Origin of the sequence: Thiosulfatihalobacter marinus (genome assembly GCF_016019955.1) — a bacterium.
Lineage (GTDB): Bacteria > Pseudomonadota > Alphaproteobacteria > Rhodobacterales > Rhodobacteraceae > Shimia > Shimia marinus_A.
This window is the reverse complement of sequence record NZ_JAECRZ010000001.1, coordinates 508,413-531,128: the sequence shown is the minus strand read 5'-3', so window position 1 is coordinate 531,128 and position 22,716 is coordinate 508,413. Positions and strand designations below refer to the sequence as shown.

21 protein-coding genes are annotated in these 22,716 nt (G+C 63.2%); 5 read left to right on the top strand and 16 right to left on the bottom strand.

All coding sequences use genetic code 11. From position 1 onward, the window contains the following. Positions 1-87: 87 nt before the first annotated feature. The 8 genes from I3253_RS02535 to I3253_RS02500 all read right to left on the bottom strand — a co-directional run bounded on the left by I3253_RS02535 (position 88) and on the right by I3253_RS02500 (position 7,548). A complete protein-coding gene (locus I3253_RS02535; protein ID WP_197916045.1) occupies positions 88-1,122 on the bottom strand; it encodes a c-type cytochrome in 1,035 nt (344 codons plus the stop codon). Continuing rightward, positions 1,106-2,389 (bottom strand): sulfite dehydrogenase, encoded by a 1,284-nt coding sequence (gene soxC / locus I3253_RS02530; protein ID WP_197916044.1) that lies wholly within the window; start codon positions 2,387-2,389, stop codon positions 1,106-1,108. The genes I3253_RS02535 and soxC overlap by 17 nt, the downstream gene beginning before the upstream one ends. A gap of 49 nt (positions 2,390-2,438) precedes the next feature. Then, a complete protein-coding gene (gene soxB / locus I3253_RS02525; protein WP_197916043.1) occupies positions 2,439-4,136 on the bottom strand; it encodes a thiosulfohydrolase SoxB in 1,698 nt (565 codons plus the stop codon). A 115-nt stretch (positions 4,137-4,251) separates the two neighbouring features. Next, positions 4,252-5,103 (bottom strand): sulfur oxidation c-type cytochrome SoxA, encoded by an 852-nt coding sequence (soxA, locus tag I3253_RS02520; protein WP_197916042.1) that lies wholly within the window; start codon positions 5,101-5,103, stop codon positions 4,252-4,254. Positions 5,104-5,175: 72 nt separating this feature from the next. Then, positions 5,176-5,505, bottom strand: coding sequence for a thiosulfate oxidation carrier complex protein SoxZ (gene soxZ / locus I3253_RS02515; RefSeq protein WP_197916041.1), 330 nt, complete (start codon positions 5,503-5,505; stop codon positions 5,176-5,178). An 18-nt stretch (positions 5,506-5,523) separates the two neighbouring features. Further along, on the bottom strand, positions 5,524-5,946 hold the full coding sequence (gene soxY / locus I3253_RS02510; protein WP_197916040.1) for a thiosulfate oxidation carrier protein SoxY: 423 nt from the start codon (positions 5,944-5,946) through the stop codon (positions 5,524-5,526). A 25-nt stretch (positions 5,947-5,971) separates the two neighbouring features. Then, on the bottom strand, positions 5,972-6,445 hold the full coding sequence (gene soxX, locus I3253_RS02505; protein ID WP_197916039.1) for a sulfur oxidation c-type cytochrome SoxX: 474 nt from the start codon (positions 6,443-6,445) through the stop codon (positions 5,972-5,974). A gap of 365 nt (positions 6,446-6,810) precedes the next feature. Then, the gene (locus tag I3253_RS02500; RefSeq protein WP_197916038.1) at positions 6,811-7,548 is read right to left on the bottom strand and encodes a cytochrome c biogenesis CcdA family protein; all 738 of its coding nucleotides are present in this window, start codon (positions 7,546-7,548) and stop codon (positions 6,811-6,813) included. A 69-nt stretch (positions 7,549-7,617) separates the two neighbouring features. On the opposite strand from I3253_RS02500, the gene I3253_RS02495 reads away from it, so the two are divergent. The 4 genes from I3253_RS02495 to I3253_RS02480 all read left to right on the top strand — a co-directional run bounded on the left by I3253_RS02495 (position 7,618) and on the right by I3253_RS02480 (position 10,403). Further along, a complete protein-coding gene (locus I3253_RS02495) occupies positions 7,618-7,986 on the top strand; it encodes a hypothetical protein (RefSeq protein WP_197916037.1) in 369 nt (122 codons plus the stop codon). A gap of 195 nt (positions 7,987-8,181) precedes the next feature. Beyond that, on the top strand, positions 8,182-8,517 hold the full coding sequence (locus I3253_RS02490) for an ArsR/SmtB family transcription factor (protein WP_197916036.1): 336 nt from the start codon (positions 8,182-8,184) through the stop codon (positions 8,515-8,517). A gap of 53 nt (positions 8,518-8,570) precedes the next feature. Beyond that, positions 8,571-9,638 (top strand): YeeE/YedE family protein, encoded by a 1,068-nt coding sequence (locus I3253_RS02485; protein WP_197916035.1) that lies wholly within the window; start codon positions 8,571-8,573, stop codon positions 9,636-9,638. A 102-nt stretch (positions 9,639-9,740) separates the two neighbouring features. Continuing rightward, positions 9,741-10,403: a DNA-3-methyladenine glycosylase I gene (locus I3253_RS02480; RefSeq protein WP_197916034.1), complete on the top strand. Its 663-nt coding sequence runs from the start codon at positions 9,741-9,743 to the stop codon at positions 10,401-10,403. Positions 10,404-10,538: 135 nt separating this feature from the next. On the opposite strand, the gene guaD is transcribed toward I3253_RS02480, so the two are convergent. The 5 genes from guaD to xdhA form a co-directional block, all read right to left on the bottom strand. After that, positions 10,539-11,843, bottom strand: coding sequence for a guanine deaminase (gene guaD, locus I3253_RS02475; protein ID WP_197916033.1), 1,305 nt, complete (start codon positions 11,841-11,843; stop codon positions 10,539-10,541). A gap of 55 nt (positions 11,844-11,898) precedes the next feature. Further along, positions 11,899-13,476, bottom strand: a complete 1,578-nt coding sequence (locus tag I3253_RS02470; protein ID WP_197916168.1) for a xanthine/uracil/vitamin C permease — start codon at positions 13,474-13,476, stop codon at positions 11,899-11,901. Positions 13,477-13,565: 89 nt separating this feature from the next. Then, entirely contained in the window at positions 13,566-14,396 is an 831-nt protein-coding gene (gene xdhC / locus I3253_RS02465; RefSeq protein WP_197916032.1) for a xanthine dehydrogenase accessory protein XdhC, read from the bottom strand. Beyond that, positions 14,396-16,702, bottom strand: coding sequence for a xanthine dehydrogenase molybdopterin binding subunit (gene xdhB, locus I3253_RS02460; RefSeq protein WP_197916031.1), 2,307 nt, complete (start codon positions 16,700-16,702; stop codon positions 14,396-14,398). Before xdhB ends, xdhC begins: the two co-directional genes overlap by 1 nt. A 10-nt stretch (positions 16,703-16,712) precedes the next feature. Next, a complete protein-coding gene (xdhA, locus tag I3253_RS02455) occupies positions 16,713-18,164 on the bottom strand; it encodes a xanthine dehydrogenase small subunit (protein WP_197916030.1) in 1,452 nt (483 codons plus the stop codon). Between the two features lie 180 nt (positions 18,165-18,344). Between xdhA and I3253_RS02450 the strand changes: the two genes are divergently transcribed. Then, entirely contained in the window at positions 18,345-19,259 is a 915-nt protein-coding gene (locus I3253_RS02450) for a LysR family transcriptional regulator (protein WP_197916029.1), read from the top strand. Between the two features lie 26 nt (positions 19,260-19,285). Here I3253_RS02450 and I3253_RS02445 read toward each other — a convergent pair whose 3' ends face one another. The 3 genes from I3253_RS02445 to I3253_RS02435 all read right to left on the bottom strand — a co-directional run bounded on the left by I3253_RS02445 (position 19,286) and on the right by I3253_RS02435 (position 22,695). Next, a complete protein-coding gene (locus I3253_RS02445; protein ID WP_197916028.1) occupies positions 19,286-20,296 on the bottom strand; it encodes a GGDEF domain-containing protein in 1,011 nt (336 codons plus the stop codon). A 3-nt stretch (positions 20,297-20,299) separates the two neighbouring features. Continuing rightward, positions 20,300-20,887 carry a heme NO-binding domain-containing protein gene (locus I3253_RS02440; protein WP_197916027.1) on the bottom strand — a complete coding sequence of 196 codons (588 nt, stop codon included), beginning with the start codon at positions 20,885-20,887 and terminating at the stop codon, positions 20,300-20,302. 62 nt (positions 20,888-20,949) lie between these two features. After that, positions 20,950-22,695, bottom strand: coding sequence for a DUF4153 domain-containing protein (locus I3253_RS02435; RefSeq protein WP_197916026.1), 1,746 nt, complete (start codon positions 22,693-22,695; stop codon positions 20,950-20,952). Positions 22,696-22,716: the final 21 nt, after the last annotated feature.

Below are 22,716 nucleotides of genomic sequence, written 5' to 3'. Positions count from 1 at the left end.
CATCCCGACACGACCGCGATCATCCGGTCATGTCCGGTTTTCGCCCGCCGCCACGCGCCCCCGATTCCCGCGGCCGGTCACACAGGGCTATTGCTGGCTCCTGAGGTATTCCAGAACGGCGGCGATATCGGCGTCCTTCTTCAGGCCGGCAAAGGACATCCTGGTGCCCTTGAGATAGGTCTTGGGCCTTGCCAGAAAGGCCGCCAATTCCTCGTCGCTCCAAACCGCACCCGACTCCGCCAGCGCCTGCATCGGTTTGGAATATCTGAACCCGTCAACCGCACCAACCGAGGCCCCGACAATCCCGGTCAGCACCGGGCCGGTCCTGTTCATGGCCCCGTCGCCAACCTGATGACAGGCCTTGCACTTCTTGAAGACCTTTTCGCCCTTGGCAACCATCTCGGGGTCCGGCACCCCGACCGCCGCCTCCTCGACCCCGGCGGCCTCCATGTCGCCCTGCGTGGCCACCGCCGGGGCGGCCGCGGCCGATTCCTCCGGGGTCACGTCCAGCACGGCGGCGCGCATGGTGATTTCCACACTGTCCTTGCACCCGCTCATGCACGGCGCGGCCTTCCAGAAATGCGCCTCGGCGGTTTCGCGATCATCAATGATGAACCCGTCCGCATTGGGCATCTCCACATCCAGGAAATTCTCGTTCGACAATTCAAACGAGTCATCCACCAGATCGTTGGAATACAGGATATAGGCCACGATCGCATACACCTCGTCCGGGGTCAGCGACTGGGCATTGCCAAACGGCATCGACCGGTTCACATAATCCCACACCGTCGACAGATAGGGCCAGTACGACCCAACCGTCTTCACCGGATCCTCATGATCCAGCGTATCCTGCCCGCCCGCCAGCTTGGGCCAGTTGCCCACCCCTTCGGCAAAATCGCCATGGCAGACGGCGCACGTGTCGGCAAACAGCTCCTCGCCGGTAAACACGTCACCCCGCCCCTCTGGCAGCCCGGTGCCGTCCGGCGACACATCCAGATCCCAGGCCGCGATCTCTTCGGGCGTGGCGGCGCGGCCCAGCCCGTATTTTTCCGCCCGGACCGGCGCGGCGATCAACGTCGAAACCAGCGCAACCCCCGCGGCAAGCTTAAGAAACTTCGACATTTTCGGCCTCCCCGTTCGGGCGCACCCACCATGTCTGGATGCAATTGTTGTGATAGATCGAATTCAACCCGCGCACTTCGCGCAGCTCTGCCTTGGAGGGCTGGACATAGCCCGAACTGTCGCGCGCGCGGCTTTGCAGGAACATCTCCTCGCCCCGCCACTCGGTATCCAGATAGAATCGGGTCAGCGCCTTGTCGGTCCCCGGCGCGCCCAGACGCGCCTCCTGCCAGGTCTTGCCGCCATCAACCGACACGTCCACCCCGGTGATCGCCCCGCGCCCCGACCAGGCCAGACCGGTGATCACCAGCGGCCCCGTGCCATGGGTAATCGGCGCCTGCGGGCTGGGCGAGGTCACAACCGATTTGGCATCCATCACCCAGGTCCACTTGCGGCTGGTCCCGTCGGCCAGCGTATCAGTGTATTTGCTGGTCTCCTCGCGCGATTGCACGGGCTGGCTCGTCACTTCAATACGGCGCAGCCACTTGATCCACAAATTGCCTTCCCAGCCCGGCACCACCAGGCGCACCGGATAGCCATGCTCCTTGCGCAACGCCTCGCCATTGGCCTTGAACGCCACGAACACATCGTCCAGCGCCTTTTCCATCGGGATCGAGCGGCCATTGCCGGACGCATCGGCGCCCTCGACATAGATCCACTTGTCCTTCAGATCACCCGCCGCCCCCAGGCCCGCTTCCTCCAGCAGGGTGCGCAGCGGCACGCCGGAATACTCCATGTTGTGGATCATGCCATGGGTGAACTGCGCCCCGTTCAGCTGGGCTCCGGCCCATTCCATGCCGGTATTGGCCGCGCATTCACAGAAATACACGTGATTTTCGCGCGGAAAGCGCTCCAGATCGGCATAGGTAAACACCAAGGGCGTGTCCACAAGCCCATTGATCATCAACCGGTAATCTTCTTTCTTCAGCTCGATCGCACCCGAATGGTGGCGCTCGAACGCACAGCCCTGCGGCGTGATCGTCCCGTCCAGCGCATGGATCGGCGTGAAGTTGATCGAACTGATCGTGTCCGCCGTCAGCCACTCCACGTTGCGCCGCACCACGTCGCCTTCGAACTCGATGGGCAGACCATAGGGGGTGGCATCCACACCTTCGCCCGTGGCCTGCGCCCAGTCCTGCACCTGCTCGATCATCGGATCACCACCCGCCGCGGCGGTCGCGCCCGCGGCCACGGCCCCCGCCCCGGCGGCCGCCGCTCCCGTCAGGAACTGGCGGCGCGAGGGCTTTGCGCCCTTCAAGCTTTCTGTCATCTGGCTATGCCTCCTCGATATGTCGGTTTGTCTGGCGCGGGGCGCGGCATCACGCGCCCACCACGTTGACCGTGTCGCGCGGGGTCACGGCCACCGTGCCCTGCTTGCGGATATGGGTTTCCACCACGTCCCAGATCTGTGGCCCCTCGGTGCCCTCGTTGACCGAGGCCCAGCCCGCGACAACATAGGTCTTCGCCGGATCGATCGCCTCACCCGTGCGCAGCAGGGTCATGTCGCTGATCCGCGCGCCCTGCGGTTTGGTGATGTCGATGCGATAGCCCATGCCACCGATGCGCACCATGTCGCCGCCCTGCTGGTAATAGGGATCGGGGTTGAAGATGTTGTCGGCCACGTCTTCCAGAATCACCTTGATGAATTCGCCGGTCATGTCCGTGCGATAGGCCGCGCCATAGCTCATCGACGTGACGTTCCAGATATCCTCGCGGGTGATGTCCTGCCCGGGCACGATGCTTGGCCCCCAGCGCACGCCGGGGCTCATGGCGATATCGGCCTCGCGTTCGCTCAGCAGCGCATCGCAGATCAGATCGTCCCAGGTGCCGTTGAAATTGCCGCGCCGGTACAACAGCCCGTCCGCCTGCCCGATCACTTCGGACAGCTGCGCCGCATAGGGCGCGCGCTGCGCATCGATCAGCGCCGACACAGCCGGATCGGGTGCAATCACGTCGCTGAAGATCGGGATCAGCTTGTGGCGCAGCCCCATCATCCGCCCGTCGCGCACATCCAGATCCACGCGGCTGACAAATTTCCCGTTCGACCCGGACGCAATGATATGGGTCTGCCCCACCAGCACCGGCTCGGGCAGCGCATCATGGGTGTGGCCCGACAGGATCACATCGATGCCCGATACGATCCCGGCCATCTTCTTGTCCACGTCAAACCCGTTATGGCTCAGCACCACAACCACGTCGGCGCCCATGCCGCGCACCTCGTCCACCATCGCCTGCATGTTCTCGTCGCGAATGCCGAATGAATACTCCGGGAACATCCAGCCCGGATTGGCGATCGGCATATACGGAAAAGCCTGCCCGATCACCGCCACCCTGGCGCCGCCGCGCTCAAAGAACCTGTAGGGCTTGAACAGCTCGGCCGGTTCGTCCCACTCGGCGTCAAAGATATTCTGCCCCAGCGCCGCAAAGGGCAGCCCCTGGACGATCTCGTTCACCCGCTCCGATCCCAGCGTGAATTCCCAATGGAACGTCATCGCATCCGGCTTCAGCGCGTTCATCACATTGACCATGTCCTGGCCCTCGGTGTGATAACACGTGTAAGAGCCATGCCACGTGTCGCCACCATCCAGCAACAGCGCGTCCGGCCGCTCGGCCCGGATCGCATTGATCACGGTCGACACCCGGTCCAGCCCGCCAACCCGGCCATAGCCCTGCGCCAGCGCCGAGAAATCATCATAGGTCAGCGCATAGGCCGACGGGCTGCCATCGGCGATGCCATAGGCCCGGCGGAAATCCGCCCCCGTGATATGGGGCACCTGCCCCTTGTTGGCGCCAACCCCCAGATTGACCGACGGCTCGCGGAAATAGACCGGCTTGAGCTGGCCGTGAATGTCGGTGACGTGGATCAACGAGATATTGCCGAACGTGTCGAACTGCAAAAGCTGGTCCTGCGTCAGGCTCTGCTGCGCGGCCAGCCGCGCCCAGTTGCCGAAACCGCTGGTGCCCAGCATGGCCGACGCGGCCATCGACACCTGAAGGAAATCACGACGGGAAATCATCTGGTACACGCCTTTCCAAGGTCAGTGGTGGGTCTCATATGCGATTCATATTCGCATACTTGAATTTATTTGAACAGAACAAACCCGCGCCAGTGTCCCGGCGCGGGCATTGGGATCAGTTGCGAACCGACGGACCTTCGACCGACAGGCCGTTGCCGCGCGACATCACATACAGTTCCAGCGCGATGAACTCCTCCGAACCGGGGCTGTAAGTCTCGGCACGGGTGTCACGCACACAGCCCTTGAACCGGCTTTGCACCCCGTTCAGCTTGGCGTTTTTCAGACGATAGGTCGGAAACCCGTTGATCTGCCCCTGGCTCAGGTGGTCGGCGCGGATCATGTTGCCGTAATTGTCCTCGTGACAATTGGCACAGCTCATCTCCAGCTGCCCGGTACGGGTGTAATACAGCTCCTTGCCCTTTTCCCAGGTCGCCCTGGCCGGACCGTCAATAGCCACATTCACCGGCATTCCCCGCGAATAGGAACTCAACAGCGCCTCCATCTCGATCGCCGGTTGCTTGTCATAACCCCAGGCCTTGGCGCCCATGCGCTCGGTGCGGCAGGCGTTCACCTGATTTTGCAGCGTATACACCTTGCCTGCATCCTCGTTCCACTTGGGATAGGTCGCCTTCACGCCGGCCATGGTCTCTACGGCACCATGGCAACTGGCACAGCTCTTGCCCTCCGATCCATCGGCGGTTTCCCACGCGGCCAGAGCGTTTTCCACGAACACCATGCCGGGATTGTCGAAATCGTCGGCCTGCATCACCTGCGTTTCATCCGACCGAAAGTGCCAGCCCGACATGATCGTATCCAACGCGCCCTCCAGATGCGCCGGAGCGGCGGTTTTCGTCACCATCGTGGTCTCGTCGTTCAGCACCAGCGTATCGTCGTCCGGATCGGCCATCGCGCCCATCGGTGCCGCCAATACCAGCGCGGCAACCGTTGCCATTGCCTTGAATTTCATCGCATTTCCTCCCTTGGGTCCACCCCGCCCCCTGCCGGGGCGGGACTTGTCACTTCAGGCCCCACGGGCCGTTCAGGCGATGGCGATCTTCTTGGCGGCGTCGTAGACATCGCCATCATCGTCATACCAGGTGAACCTGAACTCGCCCGCTTCCGGCACCACCGCCTCGAACTGGAAATACGGGTTGGTCGAGATCGCGGGGAACATCTCTACATCCAGAACCATGTCGCCGTTGAACTCACAGGTGAAGCGGTTGATGATCGAACGCGGAATGACGTTGCCTTCCTTGTCCTTGCGCTGACCCGATTCCATCTTGTGGCTGATCAGGGTCTTGATCGTGATCGCGTCGCCGGCGGCCGCTGTCTTGGGCACTTTCACGCGGGGTTTTACACCAATTGCCATGTCTCTAACTCCTTTACCTTAGCCGCCACAGCCGCCAATGGTGACTTTCACGGTCGCGGATGCCTTGACGAAACTGCCGTCGCCCATCCTGGCCACCGCCAGCACATCCTGCGTGCCCGCCAGACGGATCCGCGTCGACGCGGCCTGGGCGGCGGCGTTGGGACCGAACCGGAACCGGGCCACGCCCGGCGTCGGATTGCCCAGGGCCAGCACCATGATCGCCTCGGCGCCCGGGGCGCTGACCTCGATCGGCACCGTGTTGCCGTTTTCCGCGATTTCCGGCGCGGTCAGCGTCAGCCCGCCCTCGCCCATCTGCGCGCCACCGGTAAAGGCCGCGATGGCTTCGTCCGCCGGGGTGGCCGCCATGGCCCCGATCGGCAGCGACGCGGCGACAGCCGCACCCGCGCCAATGGCCAGGGTCTCACGTCTTGTGAATTCCATCTCTGTCTCCTTGATCAGATACCCGTCACTCTTCCTTCAGCGTCATGAGGAAGGCGACAACGTCTTCGATTTGCTCGGGGTTCAACAGCGGCGCGAACGTGTCATCCGCGGCCTTGCCGGTATAGGCCTTGCCCGGACGAACGAACCCGTCGACCTTGTAATAGGCGGGCATGATCGTGCCCTCGAAAGTCATCTTCGAGTTGGTCAGGATGCCGCGCAGCTCCGCCTCGCTCCAGCGGTCGGCCGCACCGTCCAGCACCGGGCCGACATTGCCGGGAAAGGCCACGTCCTGGCTGGTGATCTGGTGGCAGGCCACGCAATTGCCCAGCTTCTTTGAGCCGTAAACCTCGGCCCCCCGCTCGGCATTGCCCGGCTTTCCGGTCAGAGAGGCTTCGACGGCGCCATCCTCGGTAAAGACGACATCGCCCGGCTCCACCACGCCCGCAAAGGCCGCGCCCGCGGCCCATATGGCTGTCACTGTCAGTGTTGTGAACTTCATGTTTCCTCCCTTGGCCTCCCGTTCGTTCCCTGGGTAGCTCGGCATACCGTAGTCGACGGATCGGGCGGAACGCAACAACAAATTCATGTTCATGAATTTTTGAAAGCAATTTTCTTGCTTTGCGGATGGATTGCATGGTGTTGCGTTGCGCCTGCCCGCGTTCAGACATGCCGAATCCTGTCCGCCGGATCTCCTGTCCGCCCGTCGCGCCACTTGACCGCGCTCGAATCATCCGCGCGTGATGGCGCGCGAAATCCTCTTCGGACCTGTCCGGATACCGCTCTTCCTTCCCCGGGTCATCAGACCACAGGCCGTCCCCGGCCCCAGCGTCCCCGCGGCCCCGATCCATGCCGTGATCCCGTCACCTATCCGAATGCACCAAATGCCGGCATCCATTCGATCATCATCTGCGCAACCCGGTTGACCGTGTTTGTCGCGATCAGCACCGCGAACAGGATCAACATCACCCCCATCGCCTTTTCCACATGCGCCAGATACTTGCGGTTGCGCTGCATCCAGCCCAGGAACGGCCCGGCAAACAGCGCCGCGATCACAAACGGCACCGTCATCGCCAGCCCGTACACCACCAGCAACGCCGCCCCCCGCGACATGTCGCCCATCGCGCTCGCGACCATCAGGATCGATGCCAGCGCAGGCCCCACACAGGGCGTCCAGCCAAACCCAAAAGCCAGCCCCATGACATAGGCCCCCACCACCGAGGCCGGCGCGCGCCGGCTCTCCAGCCGCGCCTCGCGATACAGCACCGGCACCCGGATCACGCCCAGAAAGTGCAGCCCGAACAGCGCCAGAACCGCTGCCGCGACAAAGCTCAGCGGCTCGCGCCACTGCGCAAATGCCTGCCCCAGCGCCGTCGCTCCCATGCCCAACAGCATGAAAATCGTCGTCACCCCCAGCGCAAAGAACACCGACGACAGCACCAGGCGCCGCCGCGCCCCGGGCGCAATGCCCCCGCCGCCGCGCAACTCGGACATCGACAATCCGGCCATGTAACACAGGTAGAACGGCACCATCGGCAGCACACAGGGCGAAAAGAACGACAACAGCCCCGCCAGCGCGGCCCCCGCAAAGGAAATCTCGATCATGGTGCCACCTTGTTAAATTCACATATTCATATTAAGGTGAGTGTAACGCGACAAAGGATCAGGACAATCATGTTTTTGCGACAAACCATCGCCGCTCTGGTCGTCATGCTTCTTGCGGCGCTTCCCGCCCGGGCCCTCGAATTGATCATCGTCGAACAGCCCGGCTGCTATGCCTGCAAGCAATGGAACGCGGAAATCGCGCCGATCTACCCCAAGACAGAGGTTGGCCAGTTCGCGCCCCTGCGCCGCGAACAACTCAACGCCCCGCCCGACGACGTGACCTATTCGCGCCCGGTCAATTTCACACCCACCTTCCTCCTGATCCGGGACGGCGCCGAACTCGCCCGGCTCGAAGGCTATCCCGGCCAGGATTTCTTCTGGTGGCAAATCGAACGCATGATCACCGAATTCGCCGGGTTCGAGGGAGCCACCCGGTAAACCACCCCGGCAAAACGTTGCCCAATCGCAGCGCCTCACCAGGAATTGACCGCCCCCCACTGGCCATACGTATGCGAATACAATAATGACAGCTCCCAAAAGGCCCGCCACCACACCGGGCCGCAAACCGCCGGGCCAACCGGGCCCGTCCCCGTGGGTCCACCGGTCCGGGCGCAGCAGCAAGGGGAAAGAAAAATGGCACTACCGGTCTTCTCCGAAGACATCAGCACCGAGGAAATGGACCGCATGGTGGACAATGCCACCACGGCGTCCAACTTCCTCAAGGCCATCAGCCACGAAGGACGGCTGATGATCCTGTGTCACCTGGTCTCGGGTGAAAAATCCGTCACCGAACTCGAAGAACTGCTCTCGGCCCGCCAGGCGGCCGTGTCTCAACAACTGTCACGCCTGCGCCTCGAAGGTCTGGTGATCCCGCGCCGCGACGGCAAGACGATCTATTACCGTTTGGCAGACCACCGCCCCCGCCGTATACTCGAAGTCGTGTACGACCTGTTCTGCAACGAAAACTGATCCCGCAGGCCCGTCGGCACCCCTGATCGGTTGCGTGTGGGGAGGCACCGGCCATGTTCGAATCCTTGCTCGACACCGTGGGCGACCACAATCTGGGGGCGCTGGTGGGCCTGCTTGGCGGGGTGCTGCTCGGGCTGGCTGCCCGGCTGGGCCGGTTCTGCACCCTGGGCGCCATCGAAGACCTGCTCTATGGCGGATCCGCCCTGCGAATGCGAATGTATGTGCTGGCCATCGGCGCCGCGATCCTGGGCAGTTTCTCGGCCATGGCGCTGGGCTGGCTGGAACCGGAAAGCTCGTTCTACTACTCGATCCGCTGGATGCCCGTTGCCTCGGCCCTGGGCGGTCTCGCCTTCGGCTATGGCATGGCGCTGGCGGGCAATTGCGGATACGGCGCCATTGCGCGGCTGGGGGGGGGCGATCTGCGCTCCTTCGTGATCGTGCTGGTGATGGGCGTGTCCGCCTATATGGTGCTGGCCGGGCCGCTGGCCCCGCTGCGCAACCTGCTCTTTCCCCAGGTGGCCGCCACCGGAACGCCGCCGGGCATCGCCCACCGGATCGGCGCCTATGCCGGCCTGTCCCCGATCCCGATCGGGCTGGCCATCGGCGCCACGATCAGCCTCGCCGCCCTGGCATCCCGCGATTTCCTGCGTGACCGCGCCGCCATCTTCTGGTCGCTCTGCGTCGCCCTGGCGGTGATCTCCGGCTGGCTCGGCACCTACTGGATCTACAGCCACGGTTTCGAAGCCCTGCCGATCGTCTCCCACAGCTATTCCGAACCGGTGGGCGAAACCATCCTCTTTGCCATGAACGGCTCCGTGCGCCCGCTCTCCTTCGGTATCGGCTCCGTCGCCGGAGTCTGGCTCGGCGCCTTTATCGGCTCGATGATCAAGGGCCATTTCCGCTGGGAAGCCTGCGAAGACCCGCGTGAACTGCGCCGCCAGATCCTGGGCGCGGTGATCATGGGCATCGGCGCCGTCGTCGCGCTGGGCTGCACGGTCGGCCAGGGCATCACCGCCTTCTCGCTGCTGGCCATCTCCGCCCCGGTCACGCTCCTCGCCATCTTCGCGGGTGCCGCCCTCGGCCTGCGCCAACTGATCGAAGGCTTCCAGGTCGCGGAATAGATCCACGGCGCCAACACCGGCCCAGGCTCTTCATTTTGCCACAAATACTCCCGCCGGAGGCATCCGGCCCACGCCAAGCCAAACCGCCCGCAAGGACACATCATGCGCCATTTCAACGATCTCTTCGCCCTCGCCGCCGAACGCAAAGGCGGCCCGGACGCGCTGGAAACCCTCCTGCCCGCGCCCACGCCACCGGACGCGCTGGCCCGGATCCCCGAAGACCGCTGGCTCGCCCAGCTCACCAAATGCGTGTTTCAGGCCGGGTTCAACTGGCAGGTCATCGAAACCAAATGGGACGGGTTCGAAACCGCCTTCCATGGCTTTGACGTGGATCGCTGCGCCTTCCTGCATGACGAAGACCTCGACAGCCTGATGTCCAACACCGCCATCGTGCGCAACGGCCCCAAGATCCGCACCGTGATCGACAATGCCCATTTCCTGCAATCCCTGCGCGACCGGGGCGGCGCGGGCGCGGTGCTGGGCGGCTGGCCCTCGACCGATTATATCGGCCTGCTCGCCTTCATGAAATCCGGCGGCTCCCGCATCGGCGGCAATACCGGGCAATACGCCATGCGCTTCATGGGCCGCGACAGCTTCATCCTCAGCCGCGATGTGGTCGCCCGGCTGATCGCCGAAGGCGTGATCGACAAGCCCCCCACCTCCAAGGGCGCGATGACGGCGGTTCAGGCCGCCTTCGCCACCTGGATGGACCAATCCGGGCGCGGCCTCACCCAGATCTCGCGCGTGCTGGCAATGACCGTATAATCCGACCGGGCGCGCCACCCCCGACAGGGCAACGCCCGCTGCCTTAACCGCGCGATTTGCGCCGATCATGCCGACGCAATACCGACGTGATACCGACGCGCTGCCGATACGGGGTTTTTCCGCTTTTTCAGCACATTAACCCCGATTCGCCGGCTTCATCGCCCGGCCCGCCACATAGGTCTGCGCCACCGCCCGGTCATCGCCCATCATCATCAGCACGAACAACTCCTGCGCCAGCGTCTCCACCCGCCCCATCCGCAGTGCCATGGCCGGGGTCGCCCGCGCATCCAGCACCACCACATCCGCCTCGCTGCCCGCCGCCAGCGTGCCGATCCGGTCCTCCAACCCCAACGCCACCGCATTGCCGCGCGTGATCCAGTGAAAGGCGCGATAAGGATGCAACGCTTGCCCTTGTAATTGCAGGATTTTATACCCCTCATTAAGGGTTTGCAGCATGGAATAGCTGGTCCCCGCCCCGATATCGGTGGCAATCCCGCTGACAATCCCGCGCGCCCGCAAACCGCCCTCGTCAAACAGCCCCGATCCAAGAAACAGGTTCGAGGTGGGACAGAATACCGGATGCGCCCCGCTCTCGGCCAGCGCATCAATCTCGCGCGGCTCCAGATGAATCGAATGGCCCAGCAGGCTGCGCCCACTCAAAAGGCCAACCTGTTGATAAACATCAAGATAATCCCGCGCCTTCGGGTACAGCTCCAGCGTATGGGCAATCTCGTCCCGGTTCTCGCTCAGATGCGTCTGCACGTAACAGCCGGGATGCTCGCGCGCCAATGCCCCCGCCATTTCCAGCTGTTCCGGTGTCGACGTGATCGCAAAACGCGGCGTCACCGCATAGCTCGCCCGCCCCCGGCCATGCCACTTCCCGATCAGCGCCTTGCTGTCGTCATAGCTCGCCTGCGGCGTGTCGCACAGCCCCTCGGGCGCATTGCGATCCATCATCACCTTGCCACCGATCATGCGCATATCCCTTTGCGCTGCCTGGGAAAAATAGGCGTCGACCGAGCCGCGATGTACGCTGCAAAAACCCACGGCCGAGGTTGTGCCATGCCCGATCAGCTGGTCCAGGAACGCGCCCGCCATCGCGTCGGCATGACCCGCATCTCCATAGCGCATTTCCTCCGGGAAAGTGTAATTGTTCAGCCAGTCCAGCAGCTGCGCGCCCCAGCTGGCAATCACCTGCACCTGCGGGAAATGCAGGTGCAGGTCGATAAACCCGGCCATCAGCAAGTTGGGACGATGGTCGATAACCGTGGCCCCGGCAGCCTGCGCCGACACCGTTTCGAATGGGCCGACCGCCTCAATCACCCCGCCGGCCATCACCAGCGCGCCATCCTCGAAATAGTCGAATGATTGCGTGTCTTCAGGGCCTTGCGGCTCTCTCCTGAAGTTCAGAACCCGACCGCGCAGCAGCGTCTTTTCCATCTCTGCCTCTTACTCTTTGGGGGCGCGGGCCACACGTTGCAGCCCGCGCCACGTGTCACTGTGCAGGGCTTGCGCCCGGTTCATCCACCACCAGCCGGTCGTTCTCTTCCGCCTTGTGAAAGATCGGATAGATCAACAGGAACCCGGCGGCGATCAGATAACCCATCGTCACCCCGGACAGATCCGGCAGGTGCAGGCCGGGCGAATGCACGATCCCGACCGCCGACATGCCCGCCCCGGCAAGCGCAAACCCGCCCGCATTGCGGAACCGCCCGTCAATCACGCTGGCAACAATCGCTCCCCAGACAAGCCCGGTGATGATCGCGCCTTGCGACAACGCCAGATGCCCTTTGAAATGCGCACCCTGCTGCAACAGCGCGGCCGTCAGCGCCGGATCGCCAAGGCGCGGCAGCCCCTCGACCCCGGTCGCGGCAAGCGCATTCATCATCGAGCCCCACTTGACCATCAGAAAGGCCGACACATGCGGCATCATCGCAATTGTCACGGCGGCCATATGCTCGGTCTTGACCGAATGCGCGGTATTGCTGATCAGGCTCAGCGCCACGAATACCAGCACGGGCGCCGCCGCAGCAACGGGGATCAAGTTATTGAGAAACGCCAATAATCCCAAAAAGGCTGCGCCCGGGATTACCACCCCCACAGCGATCAGATACCCGGCATGGGCCCCCATGCGCTTGTAGGCGGGATGGCCGATATAGGCCGTTGTCGGAAACGGCGAGCCAAACACCGCGCCGATCATCGTCCCCACACCATCCGTCACCTGGCACAGACCCACAGGGTAATGATCCCCCGCCGCCTCGGCGCTTTCCACGTTGTTCATGGTTTCGATGAAATTGTAGATCTGCACCGGCACCAGCACCAGGAACAGCTCGGGGTTGGCAAACAGATGCTGAATTCCCGCAACCAGATCGCCGACATAGGGCAGCGGCAGATACAGCGCCACCCCCTCAACACTGACCGACGCCTTGCCCGAGATCAGCGCCACCACCGTGCCGACGATCAGCGCCAGCAAACCGGCAGGCATGTTGAACGGCAGCCTGAACCGCCCCACCAGCCCCCAAAGGATGATGATCAAAGAGGCAAACCCGATATAGGGATCCTCAAAGATCGTGGTCAGCGGCACTGTGCCGATGAACACCAGCGCGATGCCGCACAGCGTGCCCAGCATCCCGGCGCGCGGCGTCACACGTTTCAGGAACGGCCCGATCAGCGCGCCAAACGCGGCAACGATGCCCCCCATGAAGCCGGCACCGATCCCCACCTGCCAGGCCAGCAGCGGATCATTCGTAGACCAGTAGATCGGCCCGATCACGCCAAACAGGTAGACAAACATCACCGGCGTTGAAATGCCATAAGGCAGCGCGGTCACATCGCGCCCGGTGCGCTCGGCGGTGCGTTTGGCCAGCCATGTATACACCGCGATCCCGGCCAGGATGGCCACCGCCGCGCCGGGTACGATCCGCCCGAAAACAATCTCGGCGGGCATGCCAAAGACAAACTGGCAAACCCCCGCCAACACCATCAGGTTGATCAGGTTATCTGTAAAAAGCGCCCAGAAGGCACTGAAATCGCTGCGGGAAAACAGCTTGTAGGTATAGCTTGCACCGTCCATCGACGGGCCCTCCTCTGCATGGGGCACACCCCTCCCGCTCCTCCTCGGGAAAGCGCGGGGCGGCCGGTTCCAATCTCCCTGAACTCAGGTCAGGGCATGGCCCTTTCGGGCGATTGTGCGGTAGTTTCAGAGGTCAGTGCCGCGATCACTTCGGCCACCACAGCCGCCGCGATCACAGCAGGCCGCTTGTCGCGGCTACCGCTTGCCCCGATGGGGCAAATCAGTGCGTCGGTGGTTAACCCGTCGCAATTCCTGCGCGCGAAACTTGTAAATTTCGCACGTTTCGTGGCCGAGCCGATCATCCCGACCCAGGCCGCATCCCCACGCTGCAACGCCTCTGCGCTCAGCAGGAAATCCAGCGCATGATCATGGGTCAGCACGACAAACGCGCTGCCCCCGGGGGCTGCGCGCAGTTCCGCCTCGGGCAGCGGCGTGAGGCGCTTTTCCACCTGCGCCTGGCTCAGGCCCAATTCCTGTGCGCGACTGTCCACCAGCACGCAACGTACCGGCAAATGCTGGAACAGATCCGCCAGCGCCCGGCCCACATGGCCCGCGCCAAAGATATAGACATGCGGCCGAGCCCGGTTTTCCGCCCGTGCACGGGCCGTCGCATCCGCGCGTGTGGCCGCATCCAGCAGGGTGAGAGAAATCTCGACCCGACCGCCACAACACTGGCCAATCTCAGGCCCCAACGGCACATCCATTCGCGCGTATTTCCCACCATTTTTCAACAGCTTGCGCGCTTCATCCAGCGCCATGTACTCCAATTGCCCACCGCCGATCGTCCCCTCGATGCCACTGGCGGAAACATACATGTCCGCCCCCACCTCGCGCGGGGACGAGCCGCGCACCCGGGTGATTTCCACCCGGATCACGGACCGATGCGCCCGCAGAAAGGATATCAGACGCGCCGCCTGCATTACCCGCGCAACCTTTCAATCGCCATCAGCACCCGTTCCGGGGTGGCGGGTGCGTCCAGCCGGGGGCATTCGGCGTAATCCTTCACCGACGCCACCGCCATGCCCAACGCCTCGAACACGCAGATCGGCAGCATGAAGGGCGGTTCCCCCACCGCCTTGGATCGCTTGATGGTCAGTTCCCGGTTTTCCGACCAATCCGCCAGGTTGACATTGAACTCTCGCGGCACATCGCTGGCCAGCGGGATCTTGTAGGTGCTGGGCGCGTGGGTGCGCAGCCGCCCGGCATCGTCCCACCAAAGCTCTTCCGTGGTCAGCCAGCCCATGCCCTGCACGAACGCGCCTTCCACCTGCCCCTTGTCCAGCACCGGGTTCAGCGACTTGCCGACATCGTGCAACACATCCACACGATCCACGCTGTATTCGCCCGTCAGCGTGTCCACGCTGACCTCGGCCGCCGCCGCGCCATAGGCGAAATAATAGAACGGGCGGCCCATGCCTTTTTCCCGGTCCCAGTGAATCTTTGGCGTCTTGTAGAATCCCGCCGCCCAAAGCTGAACGCGCGCCATATAGGCCATCTTGATAAAGTCATTGAATGCAATAACTTCCCCGCCAATGTTCACTTGGTTTGGATGAAACTGCACCTCATCGGGCGTCACGTTCCATCGGCCCACTGCCCAGTCAACCAGCCGCGCCTTGATCTGATCACAGGCGTTCAGCGCCGCCATCCCGTTCAGGTCCGTCCCGCTGGACGCCGCCGTCGCCGAGGTGTTGGGCACCTTTTCCGTGGTGGTTCTGGTGATCTTGATCCGGTCGAAATCCACCTGAAACGCATCGGCAACCACCTGTGCGACCTTGGTGTTCAGCCCCTGGCCCATTTCGGTGCCGCCATGGTTCAGCATGATCGACCCGTCATTGTAGATATGCACCAGCGATCCGGCCTGATTGTACCAGGTCGCCGTAAAGCTGATCCCGAACTTCACCGGAGTCAGCGCGAGTCCCTTGCGGATGATCCCGCCTTTTGCATTCTGTGCCAGAACCGCCGCGCGCCGGGCCTGATAATCACAATCCTGCTCCAGATCTTCAACGAGGCGGGGCAGGATATTGTCCTCGACCGTCTGGTGATACGGCGTCACATCCCCATGAATCCCATAGAAATTCGCCTTGCGTATCTCCAGCGGATCGCGGCCCAGATCATAGGCGATTTCCTCGATCATGCGTTCGGCGGCGATCACCCCCTGAGGGCCGCCAAAGCCGCGAAACGCGGTGTTGGAAACGGTGTTGGTTTTCATCGGGCGGCTGGTCAGGCGCACATGCGGGTAATAATAGGCATTGTCGGCGTGAAACAGGGCGCGGTCCGTGACTGGCCCGCTCAGATCCGATGTCCAGCCGCAGCGCGCCGCAAATTGCCCTTCGACCGCTTGAATGCGCCCCGTTTCGTCAAAGGCAACGTCATAATCCACCAGGAAATCATGCCGTTTTCCGGTGCTTTCCATGTCCTGGTCGCGGTCGGGGCGGATTTTCACCGCCCGGTTCCATGTCTTGGCCGCCAGCGCCGCCACGGCGCAAAACAGGTTCATCTGGCTTTCCTTGCCGCCAAAACCGCCGCCCATGCGGCGCACATTCACCACCACCGCATTGGACGGCACCCCCAGAACATGCGCCACCATATGCTGCGCCTCGCTTGGGTGCTGGGTCGAGGAATGCACGATCACATCCTCGTCCTCGCCCGGCATCGCAAAGGCAATGTGCCCTTCCAGATACATGTGATCCTGCCCGCCAACGCGCATTTGTCCCTTGATCCGGCGCGGGGCTTTTTGCCCTTCGCGCACGTCACCCCGCTCCAGCTTGAGTGGATCCGTGACATGCGGATAGCCCGCGTCCATGGCGCTTGCCACATCGGTTTCATGCGCCAATGCCTCGGTTTCCACCACCGCCAGTTCGGCCGCACGGCGCGCAATGTCCCGGCTTTCGGCCACCACGGCAAAAAGCGGCTGTCCCCAGAATTCAATCGTGTCGGTGGCAAATACCGGTTCGTCATGCCGGCCCGTCGGGCTGACATCGTTCACGCCGGGAATGTCCCGGGCCGTCAATACGCCAACAACCCCCGGCGCGGCGCGCACCGCGCCCAGGTCAATCGATTTGATCCGCGCATGGGCAATTTTCGACGTGCCAAGATAGGCGTGCAATGTATCCACCGGTTCGGCAATATCGTCGCAATACTCGGCCGCGCCGGTCACGTGCTTGATCGCGCTGTCATGGTGCAGATCGGTATGCACGCCGCCCTGGATGCTCACGGTCTGTTTCATCTCTGCCCCCTCACGCGCTTTTCAGGCGCGCGTCCTCGCCCGATTGTTCCAGCCAAAAGCGACGGAACAGGTTTTGCGCCACTTTCATCCGGTACTCCGATGTTGCCCGCATATCGCTGAGCGGTGTGAAATCTGACGTTAGCGCCCGCGCCGCCGCCTCGAATGCGGGCGCGCCCCAGGGCTGCCCCTCCAGCGCCACTTCGGCCGCCGCCGCGCGTTTTGGCGTGGCCGCCATGCCGCCAAATGCCACCCGCGCGGATGCGATCACCCCGTTTTCTACCTGAATATTGAACCCCGCCGCCACCGACGAGATATCCTCGTCCCGCCGCTTGGAAATCTTGTAAGCCGCATGATGCCCGCCCCGCGGGCGCGGCACCGTGACACTCTCGACAAACTCGCCCGCGGACCTGTCCTGCTTGCCGTAATCGACAAAAAACGCCTCCAAGGGCAGGGTCCGACGTTCACCACCCCTGCGCAGGGTGATCGTCGCCCCCAGAGCGATCAGAACCGGCGGCGTGTCGCCAATGGGCGAACCGTTGGCGATGTTGCCGCCAATCGTTCCCATGTTGCGCACCTGCCAGCCCGCGATCCGGTCCCAATAGGCCGCCAGATGCGGATAATCCTCCGCAATGATATCCTGAGCATCCGTATAGGTCACGCCGGCGCCAAGAACCACGCCGTCATCCCGCCTGTCAATTTTCCGCAACCCGTCAATCTGTCCGATAAAAACCGCCGGCGAGATATCGCGCAACTGTTTCGTCACCCACAAGCCCACATCGGTTGCGCCCGCAACAATGGTGGCGCCCGGCGCTTCGGCCAGAACCGCCGCCAGATCATCCACATCGGCGGGCAGGATCGCCCTGGACGTTCCGTCAGACACCGACACCCGACGACCATCCCGCAAGGCCATCAGCCGGTCCGTCACCGATGCGCGTTCCCGGGCAAGGTGATCCGCGCCCGCGCTGCCATAATCATTGATCGCCAGGGCGGCGCGAATGATCGGGGCATAGCCCGTACATCGGCACAGATTGCCCTGGATCGCGGTTTCCACCTCTTGCGCGGTCGGGCGCGCGGTCTCCATCCACAAGGCATAAAGCGACATCACAAAACCGGGTGTGCAAAATCCGCACTGGCTGCCGTGATGCTCGACCATGGCCTGTTGCACCGGGTTCAGCCGCCCGTCCGGCCCTTGCAGATACTCCACCGTCACCACGTGACAGCCATCCAGCGAGGCCAGGAACCGAATACAGGCATTCACCGCCTCATAGCGCAGCCCGGTCGGCGTCAGACGGCCCACCAGCACCGTGCAGGCGCCGCAATCGCCTTCGGCACAGCCTTCCTTGGTGCCCGTCAAACGCCGGTCGATGCGCAGAAAATCTAACAGCGTGTCCCCGGCCCCGACGGCCTGAACCGCTACGTCACGCCCATTCAGAAGAAACCGGATTTCGTCGCGCGTCTGCATCTCACCCTCACTGCTTGTCACGGGCGCAATGGCCTGTCCTGACACTGTAGTTCAGGGACCGCCTTCAATGAAATGGGGGTTTTCGCTAATCTATTTCAACAAATCCTTGAAAAACGCCGGTGCATTCTGCGCTTATGATACATTTAGTGGCGTTTTGGCGCGTGATGCGGAAAGGACGACATGCCTTATCTTGAAAGCCTCCGGGTGTTCGTGCGCGTGGTCGAGCTTGGGTCCATCACATCCGGTGGGCGGGATCTGCGGCTGACTCCGGCCGTCGCCTCCAACCGGGTCAAGGAACTCGAGCAACGTTTGGGCGTGCGCCTGTTCAACCGGACCACACGCAATCTCAGCCCGACGGAAGTGGGCAAGGTGTTCTATGATCACGCGCGCAAGGTGATCGATGCGCTGGAAGAGGCCGAGGCCGTGGTTGCCGGGTTTTCCGATACACCGCGCGGCACGATTCGGGTCACGGCGCCGCTGGGGATCGGGCGGCGGATCGTGGCGCCGCTGATTCCTCAATTTACCGCCGCCTATCCGCTTGTGGACATCCGGCTGCGCCTGTCGGACCGCAAGGTTGACCTGTTCGAGGACGGGTTGGACGTGGCCTTTGTTCTGGGCGAACTGAAGGATTCCAATCTCAAGCTGCGCAAGATCGCCGATTGCAGACGGGTGCTTGTCGCCGCCCCCGCCTACCTGGAGCACGCCGGAACCCCCCGGCGTCCCGAAGATCTGCTGCGCGGGCACAACTGTCTTCTGCTGCGCTTCCCCCGCTCACCCGAATATTTCTGGACTCTGCAAACCGAGACCGGCCCGCGCAAGATCGAGGCGGCGGGACGCTTTGATGCGGATGATGGCGATGTTTTGACCGAATGGGCGCTGGACGGCGCCGGCATCGCCAACAAGCCCAGGTTCGACGTGGTGCGCCATCTGGCAACCGGCGCATTGGTGGAGGTGTTGCCGGATACCCCGCCGGTTCCGGCCAGCTTTGGCTGCCTTTACCCGCACCGGAAATTTCAGGATCCCAAGATCCGTCTGTTCGTCGATCACATGACCGCCGAGGCGCGCAAGCGGATGGAGGCATTGGCGCAAGGCTGACGCGCGCCGGGCCAACGCCGAAAGGATTACCCTGTCTGCTCGCCTTTGCTGCGCAGATCCGCCGAAAAAATTGTGCTGGTCGCGCGCCCCTTGTGTTTTGAGGCGTAAAGCGCCGTATCCGCATCGGCCATCAACTGTTCGATGCTCACCTCATGCGCGGCCTCGCCGTTGTAGATCGAGATACCAACGCTGGCCGAAATCTTGCAGGTCGCATCGCCAAAGGGCATCGGCGCCTCGACCTCCGAAATGATGCGTTCCGCGATACGTTCCAGGATCTCTGGCTTTGTAATGCCGCGAAACACCAGTACGAATTCATCCCCGCCCACGCGCGCCACACAATCGTCATCGCGGCTTGAATCCACCAATACACGCGCGACACATTGCAAAACGTGATCGCCCGCCGCGTGGCCCATCGTGTCGTTCACCGCCTTGAAGAAATCCAGGTCGATCTGCATCAGGCCAAAGGGCTGCCGTTCCTGCAACAGGCGTGGCAGGATATGTTCCAGCGCGCGCCGGTTCTTCAAACCGGTCAGGGTATCCGTAAAGGCCTGTTCCTCGGCCGCGATCATGGCGCCCTGCAAACGTTGATTGAGCTTGCGCGACGCCTCCATCGCGGCGGATTTCGCCTCGACCAGATACAACATCTCCACGGTCAGGTCCGTGGCCGCGAAATCCGCCGAAGTCAGCGCATAGTCGCGCACCGCATCTATGATCGATATCCCGAAACTCAGGTTCACCACGGCCCCGTCGATGGCGGGCAACGGGCACAGAACCCCCTTGAGCCCTGTCTGCGGTTCACCCCGCGTCTTCAGATGCAGCTTGACCCCCGCCACCGCCATCAACTGCGGCATCGAAGACACCGCCCGCGGGCGGCACAGCTCGAACAACTCCAGGAACCGCTGGCCTTCCAGGGGCCTGTCGCCATGCAGTTTCCGGGCGGTCGGTCCGGCATGGATGATATGCCCCGTACCGTCCAAAACCACATGCATCGGACACAGCGTATCCAGCAGCCCGGTCAATTCGTCGATGCAGGCCATGGGCTACCCGACCCTTGCACCCAGATCGAAACTGCGCCCGCTGGCAAAGGCGGTTTCGATCAGGGTAATGTCTATCACCTCCTGCCCCGGCCCGCCCCCACGATGCTCCAGGAACACGAGCGCGCCATAATCGTCGGCCAATGCGCGCAAGACACCCACCATCACATGGCCAAAGCCGGGTCGGTCGTGCCGACAGTTAAGGCTGAACCTGTTGGGTGCGTGTTCGCGCAGGTCAAGTTCGGGAAGGCGCAGATCCTCCACCGCCAGGCGCGCGCGGTCCGGGAGATCGTCCAGTGAATGCAGGAATTCCACAAATGTGACACCGCCGAACCGCAGCAATCTGCGCAACGCCTCGACATTGGGGTGGGACACCAGATAGGTGCCGATATCCTCCAGAACGGTTTCCTGCGGCGCGCCGATCACGTTGGATGCCGACGCGATAAGGCGGTCGGTCACGTCATCGTCATAATGCAGCATCGCCTCGAATTCCACGGTCTCGACCTCGGCCTGCCGGATGACCTCGGCCCAGCGGGGGTGCCCATAGCTGTCTTGAACAAAGACCTGGATTGCCCTGTTGATAAGCCCATGCATGCCGGGTTCCCTCACGTTTCAGGCAGTATGAACAGAGGGAGCTTAAGAAAACACCAACGCAATCAGTTCTGCGGAGAAATCTCGGTCTCGCCGATCCACAGGGACTTGCGGCTGGAGGGCGCAACGCGGTATTCACCTCGCAGAACAGCGGCAACCTGGGCCTGGTCAAGAACCCCCGCGCCATAATCTCCGATATATTGCCCAACCACCAGCCGCCCTGCGGTGACACGCACGCCAACCGCTTCGTACCCGATGTCGCGTCCCGGCAGCAACAGCACGCCTTCGGTGCCGGGACGGGCGGGATCGAAATCCTCCAGCACCAGAACACATCCCGGATCGGGACGGGCCCGACACAGATCCAGCCACTCTTCCACCCGGTATCCCGGCAAATTCGCCAGCATGTCCAGGCGCAGGGTCTCCCCCTGCGGCACCACCCTGATCAGCGCATGAAGCGCGCCGGCCCGGGCGTCCAGCACCGCCGCCTCGGTGGCCGGCGCCGCCGGCTCCGGCGCGGTTCGTGCCGCGGTAATGGCCGCACGCAACACGTCCCCGCGATCGCCTTCGACCTGCGAAAGCCTTTGCAGCGCCGCTTCTCCCGCTTTGCCCCAGTCATGCGCCATTTCCCACAGCGCGGCCTTGTCGGGGCCAACCCGCCCGTCCAGAAGGCGCGCCGCCTGCGAGTTTGCCGAAATCGACTCGACATTCAGAACGGGCGTCATCCAGATCGCACTGACCAGCAGGATGGCTCCCGCGATCCGCACATTCGCCCGGCGGATGCGTTCCATCCATGGTCCGCGCAAGATCACGGCGCCGCCGTAGCACAGCCCGTACAGCATGACAAAACCCGCAACCGCCACGGACAAAAGCCGCGCCGGCGTCCATCCGTGATCGCCCACGCGCAGCCAGATCGCATAGGCCGCCAGCCCCCCAATGACCGGCAACAGCAAGGCCAGCATCGCGGTTGCGCCCCGCATCCAGCCGATCCGCACCGCATCCGAATCGCGCTTGTCCAACGCCACGCTGACCAAAGAGATCATCCCCAGGGCGACAGCCAGCAACGTCGCCGCGGGGCTGAGATCGCCAAACAGCGCGCCCTGATCACGAAGCACAAAGGCGACGACGAAAACCACGACGACCCCCAGCATGACCGGCACCAACAGGCGCAACAGCCGCAACACCAGAAAGGGTGACACATAGGCCCGCATTTCGTGCACCACGGCCAGACCCAGGCCCAGCATCAGCCCGCTCAGACCGAACGGAACCGGGTCGAAATTCAGCAGGTCCTCAATCAGGGTCAAACCCACGATCTGCAAAAGCGCGTCCGACAGGAACACCACCCCCCAGAACACGGCGACAAACAGCCAGGCGGTGCTGTAGCGCACGACAATACCCCAGGCCGCGTCAAACAGCCGGGAATAGCTGCGCAGCTTGCCGGTATCCTCCAGCGCCACGGCCAGAAACGGCGTTCCAACAAACAACAGGACGCCCCAGGCCAGGATCAGATGCCCCGCCCCGACGAAAGCCTGCAAGCTGTCAAAGCGCAGGCTGGCCCAGCCCAGCAATGCGGCCGCAGGCAGCGCCAGGACCGTCGCAATCGCCGCCCCGCGGCGCAGGTTGGCCGGGCCGCACAGGGCCAGAAGAACGCTGAAAAAACCCGCGACGGCGCTGACAACCGTTACAAACACATGCGGGTTTGTCAGAACATCCTGGGCCTTCTCGATCAGCACCCACATGGCAAGCCCGGCCAGAGCACCAATCAGCGCCATTTCCGCCCGTCCCACCAGCGTCTGGCGATCCTTTGCCCGCATCTGACTCTCCCGCACCTGTTG

Coding starts and splice junctions, on each gene's coding strand:
- I3253_RS02535 (WP_197916045.1), bottom strand. CDS start 1,122: ATGTCGAAGTTTCTTAAGCTTGCCGCGGGGGTTGCGCTGGTTTCGACG.
- soxC (WP_197916044.1), bottom strand. CDS start 2,389: ATGACAGAAAGCTTGAAGGGCGCAAAGCCCTCGCGCCGCCAGTTCCTG.
- soxB (WP_197916043.1), bottom strand. CDS start 4,136: ATGATTTCCCGTCGTGATTTCCTTCAGGTGTCGATGGCCGCGTCGGCC.
- soxA (WP_197916042.1), bottom strand. CDS start 5,103: ATGAAATTCAAGGCAATGGCAACGGTTGCCGCGCTGGTATTGGCGGCA.
- soxZ (WP_197916041.1), bottom strand. CDS start 5,505: ATGGCAATTGGTGTAAAACCCCGCGTGAAAGTGCCCAAGACAGCGGCC.
- soxY (WP_197916040.1), bottom strand. CDS start 5,946: ATGGAATTCACAAGACGTGAGACCCTGGCCATTGGCGCGGGTGCGGCT.
- soxX (WP_197916039.1), bottom strand. CDS start 6,445: ATGAAGTTCACAACACTGACAGTGACAGCCATATGGGCCGCGGGCGCG.
- I3253_RS02500 (WP_197916038.1), bottom strand. CDS start 7,548: ATGATCGAGATTTCCTTTGCGGGGGCCGCGCTGGCGGGGCTGTTGTCG.
- I3253_RS02495 (WP_197916037.1), top strand. CDS start 7,618: ATGTTTTTGCGACAAACCATCGCCGCTCTGGTCGTCATGCTTCTTGCG.
- I3253_RS02490 (WP_197916036.1), top strand. CDS start 8,182: ATGGCACTACCGGTCTTCTCCGAAGACATCAGCACCGAGGAAATGGAC.
- I3253_RS02485 (WP_197916035.1), top strand. CDS start 8,571: ATGTTCGAATCCTTGCTCGACACCGTGGGCGACCACAATCTGGGGGCG.
- I3253_RS02480 (WP_197916034.1), top strand. CDS start 9,741: ATGCGCCATTTCAACGATCTCTTCGCCCTCGCCGCCGAACGCAAAGGC.
- guaD (WP_197916033.1), bottom strand. CDS start 11,843: ATGGAAAAGACGCTGCTGCGCGGTCGGGTTCTGAACTTCAGGAGAGAG.
- I3253_RS02470 (WP_197916168.1), bottom strand. CDS start 13,476: ATGGACGGTGCAAGCTATACCTACAAGCTGTTTTCCCGCAGCGATTTC.
- xdhC (WP_197916032.1), bottom strand. CDS start 14,396: ATGCAGGCGGCGCGTCTGATATCCTTTCTGCGGGCGCATCGGTCCGTG.
- xdhB (WP_197916031.1), bottom strand. CDS start 16,702: ATGAAACAGACCGTGAGCATCCAGGGCGGCGTGCATACCGATCTGCAC.
- xdhA (WP_197916030.1), bottom strand. CDS start 18,164: ATGCAGACGCGCGACGAAATCCGGTTTCTTCTGAATGGGCGTGACGTA.
- I3253_RS02450 (WP_197916029.1), top strand. CDS start 18,345: ATGCCTTATCTTGAAAGCCTCCGGGTGTTCGTGCGCGTGGTCGAGCTT.
- I3253_RS02445 (WP_197916028.1), bottom strand. CDS start 20,296: ATGGCCTGCATCGACGAATTGACCGGGCTGCTGGATACGCTGTGTCCG.
- I3253_RS02440 (WP_197916027.1), bottom strand. CDS start 20,887: ATGCATGGGCTTATCAACAGGGCAATCCAGGTCTTTGTTCAAGACAGC.
- I3253_RS02435 (WP_197916026.1), bottom strand. CDS start 22,695: ATGCGGGCAAAGGATCGCCAGACGCTGGTGGGACGGGCGGAAATGGCG.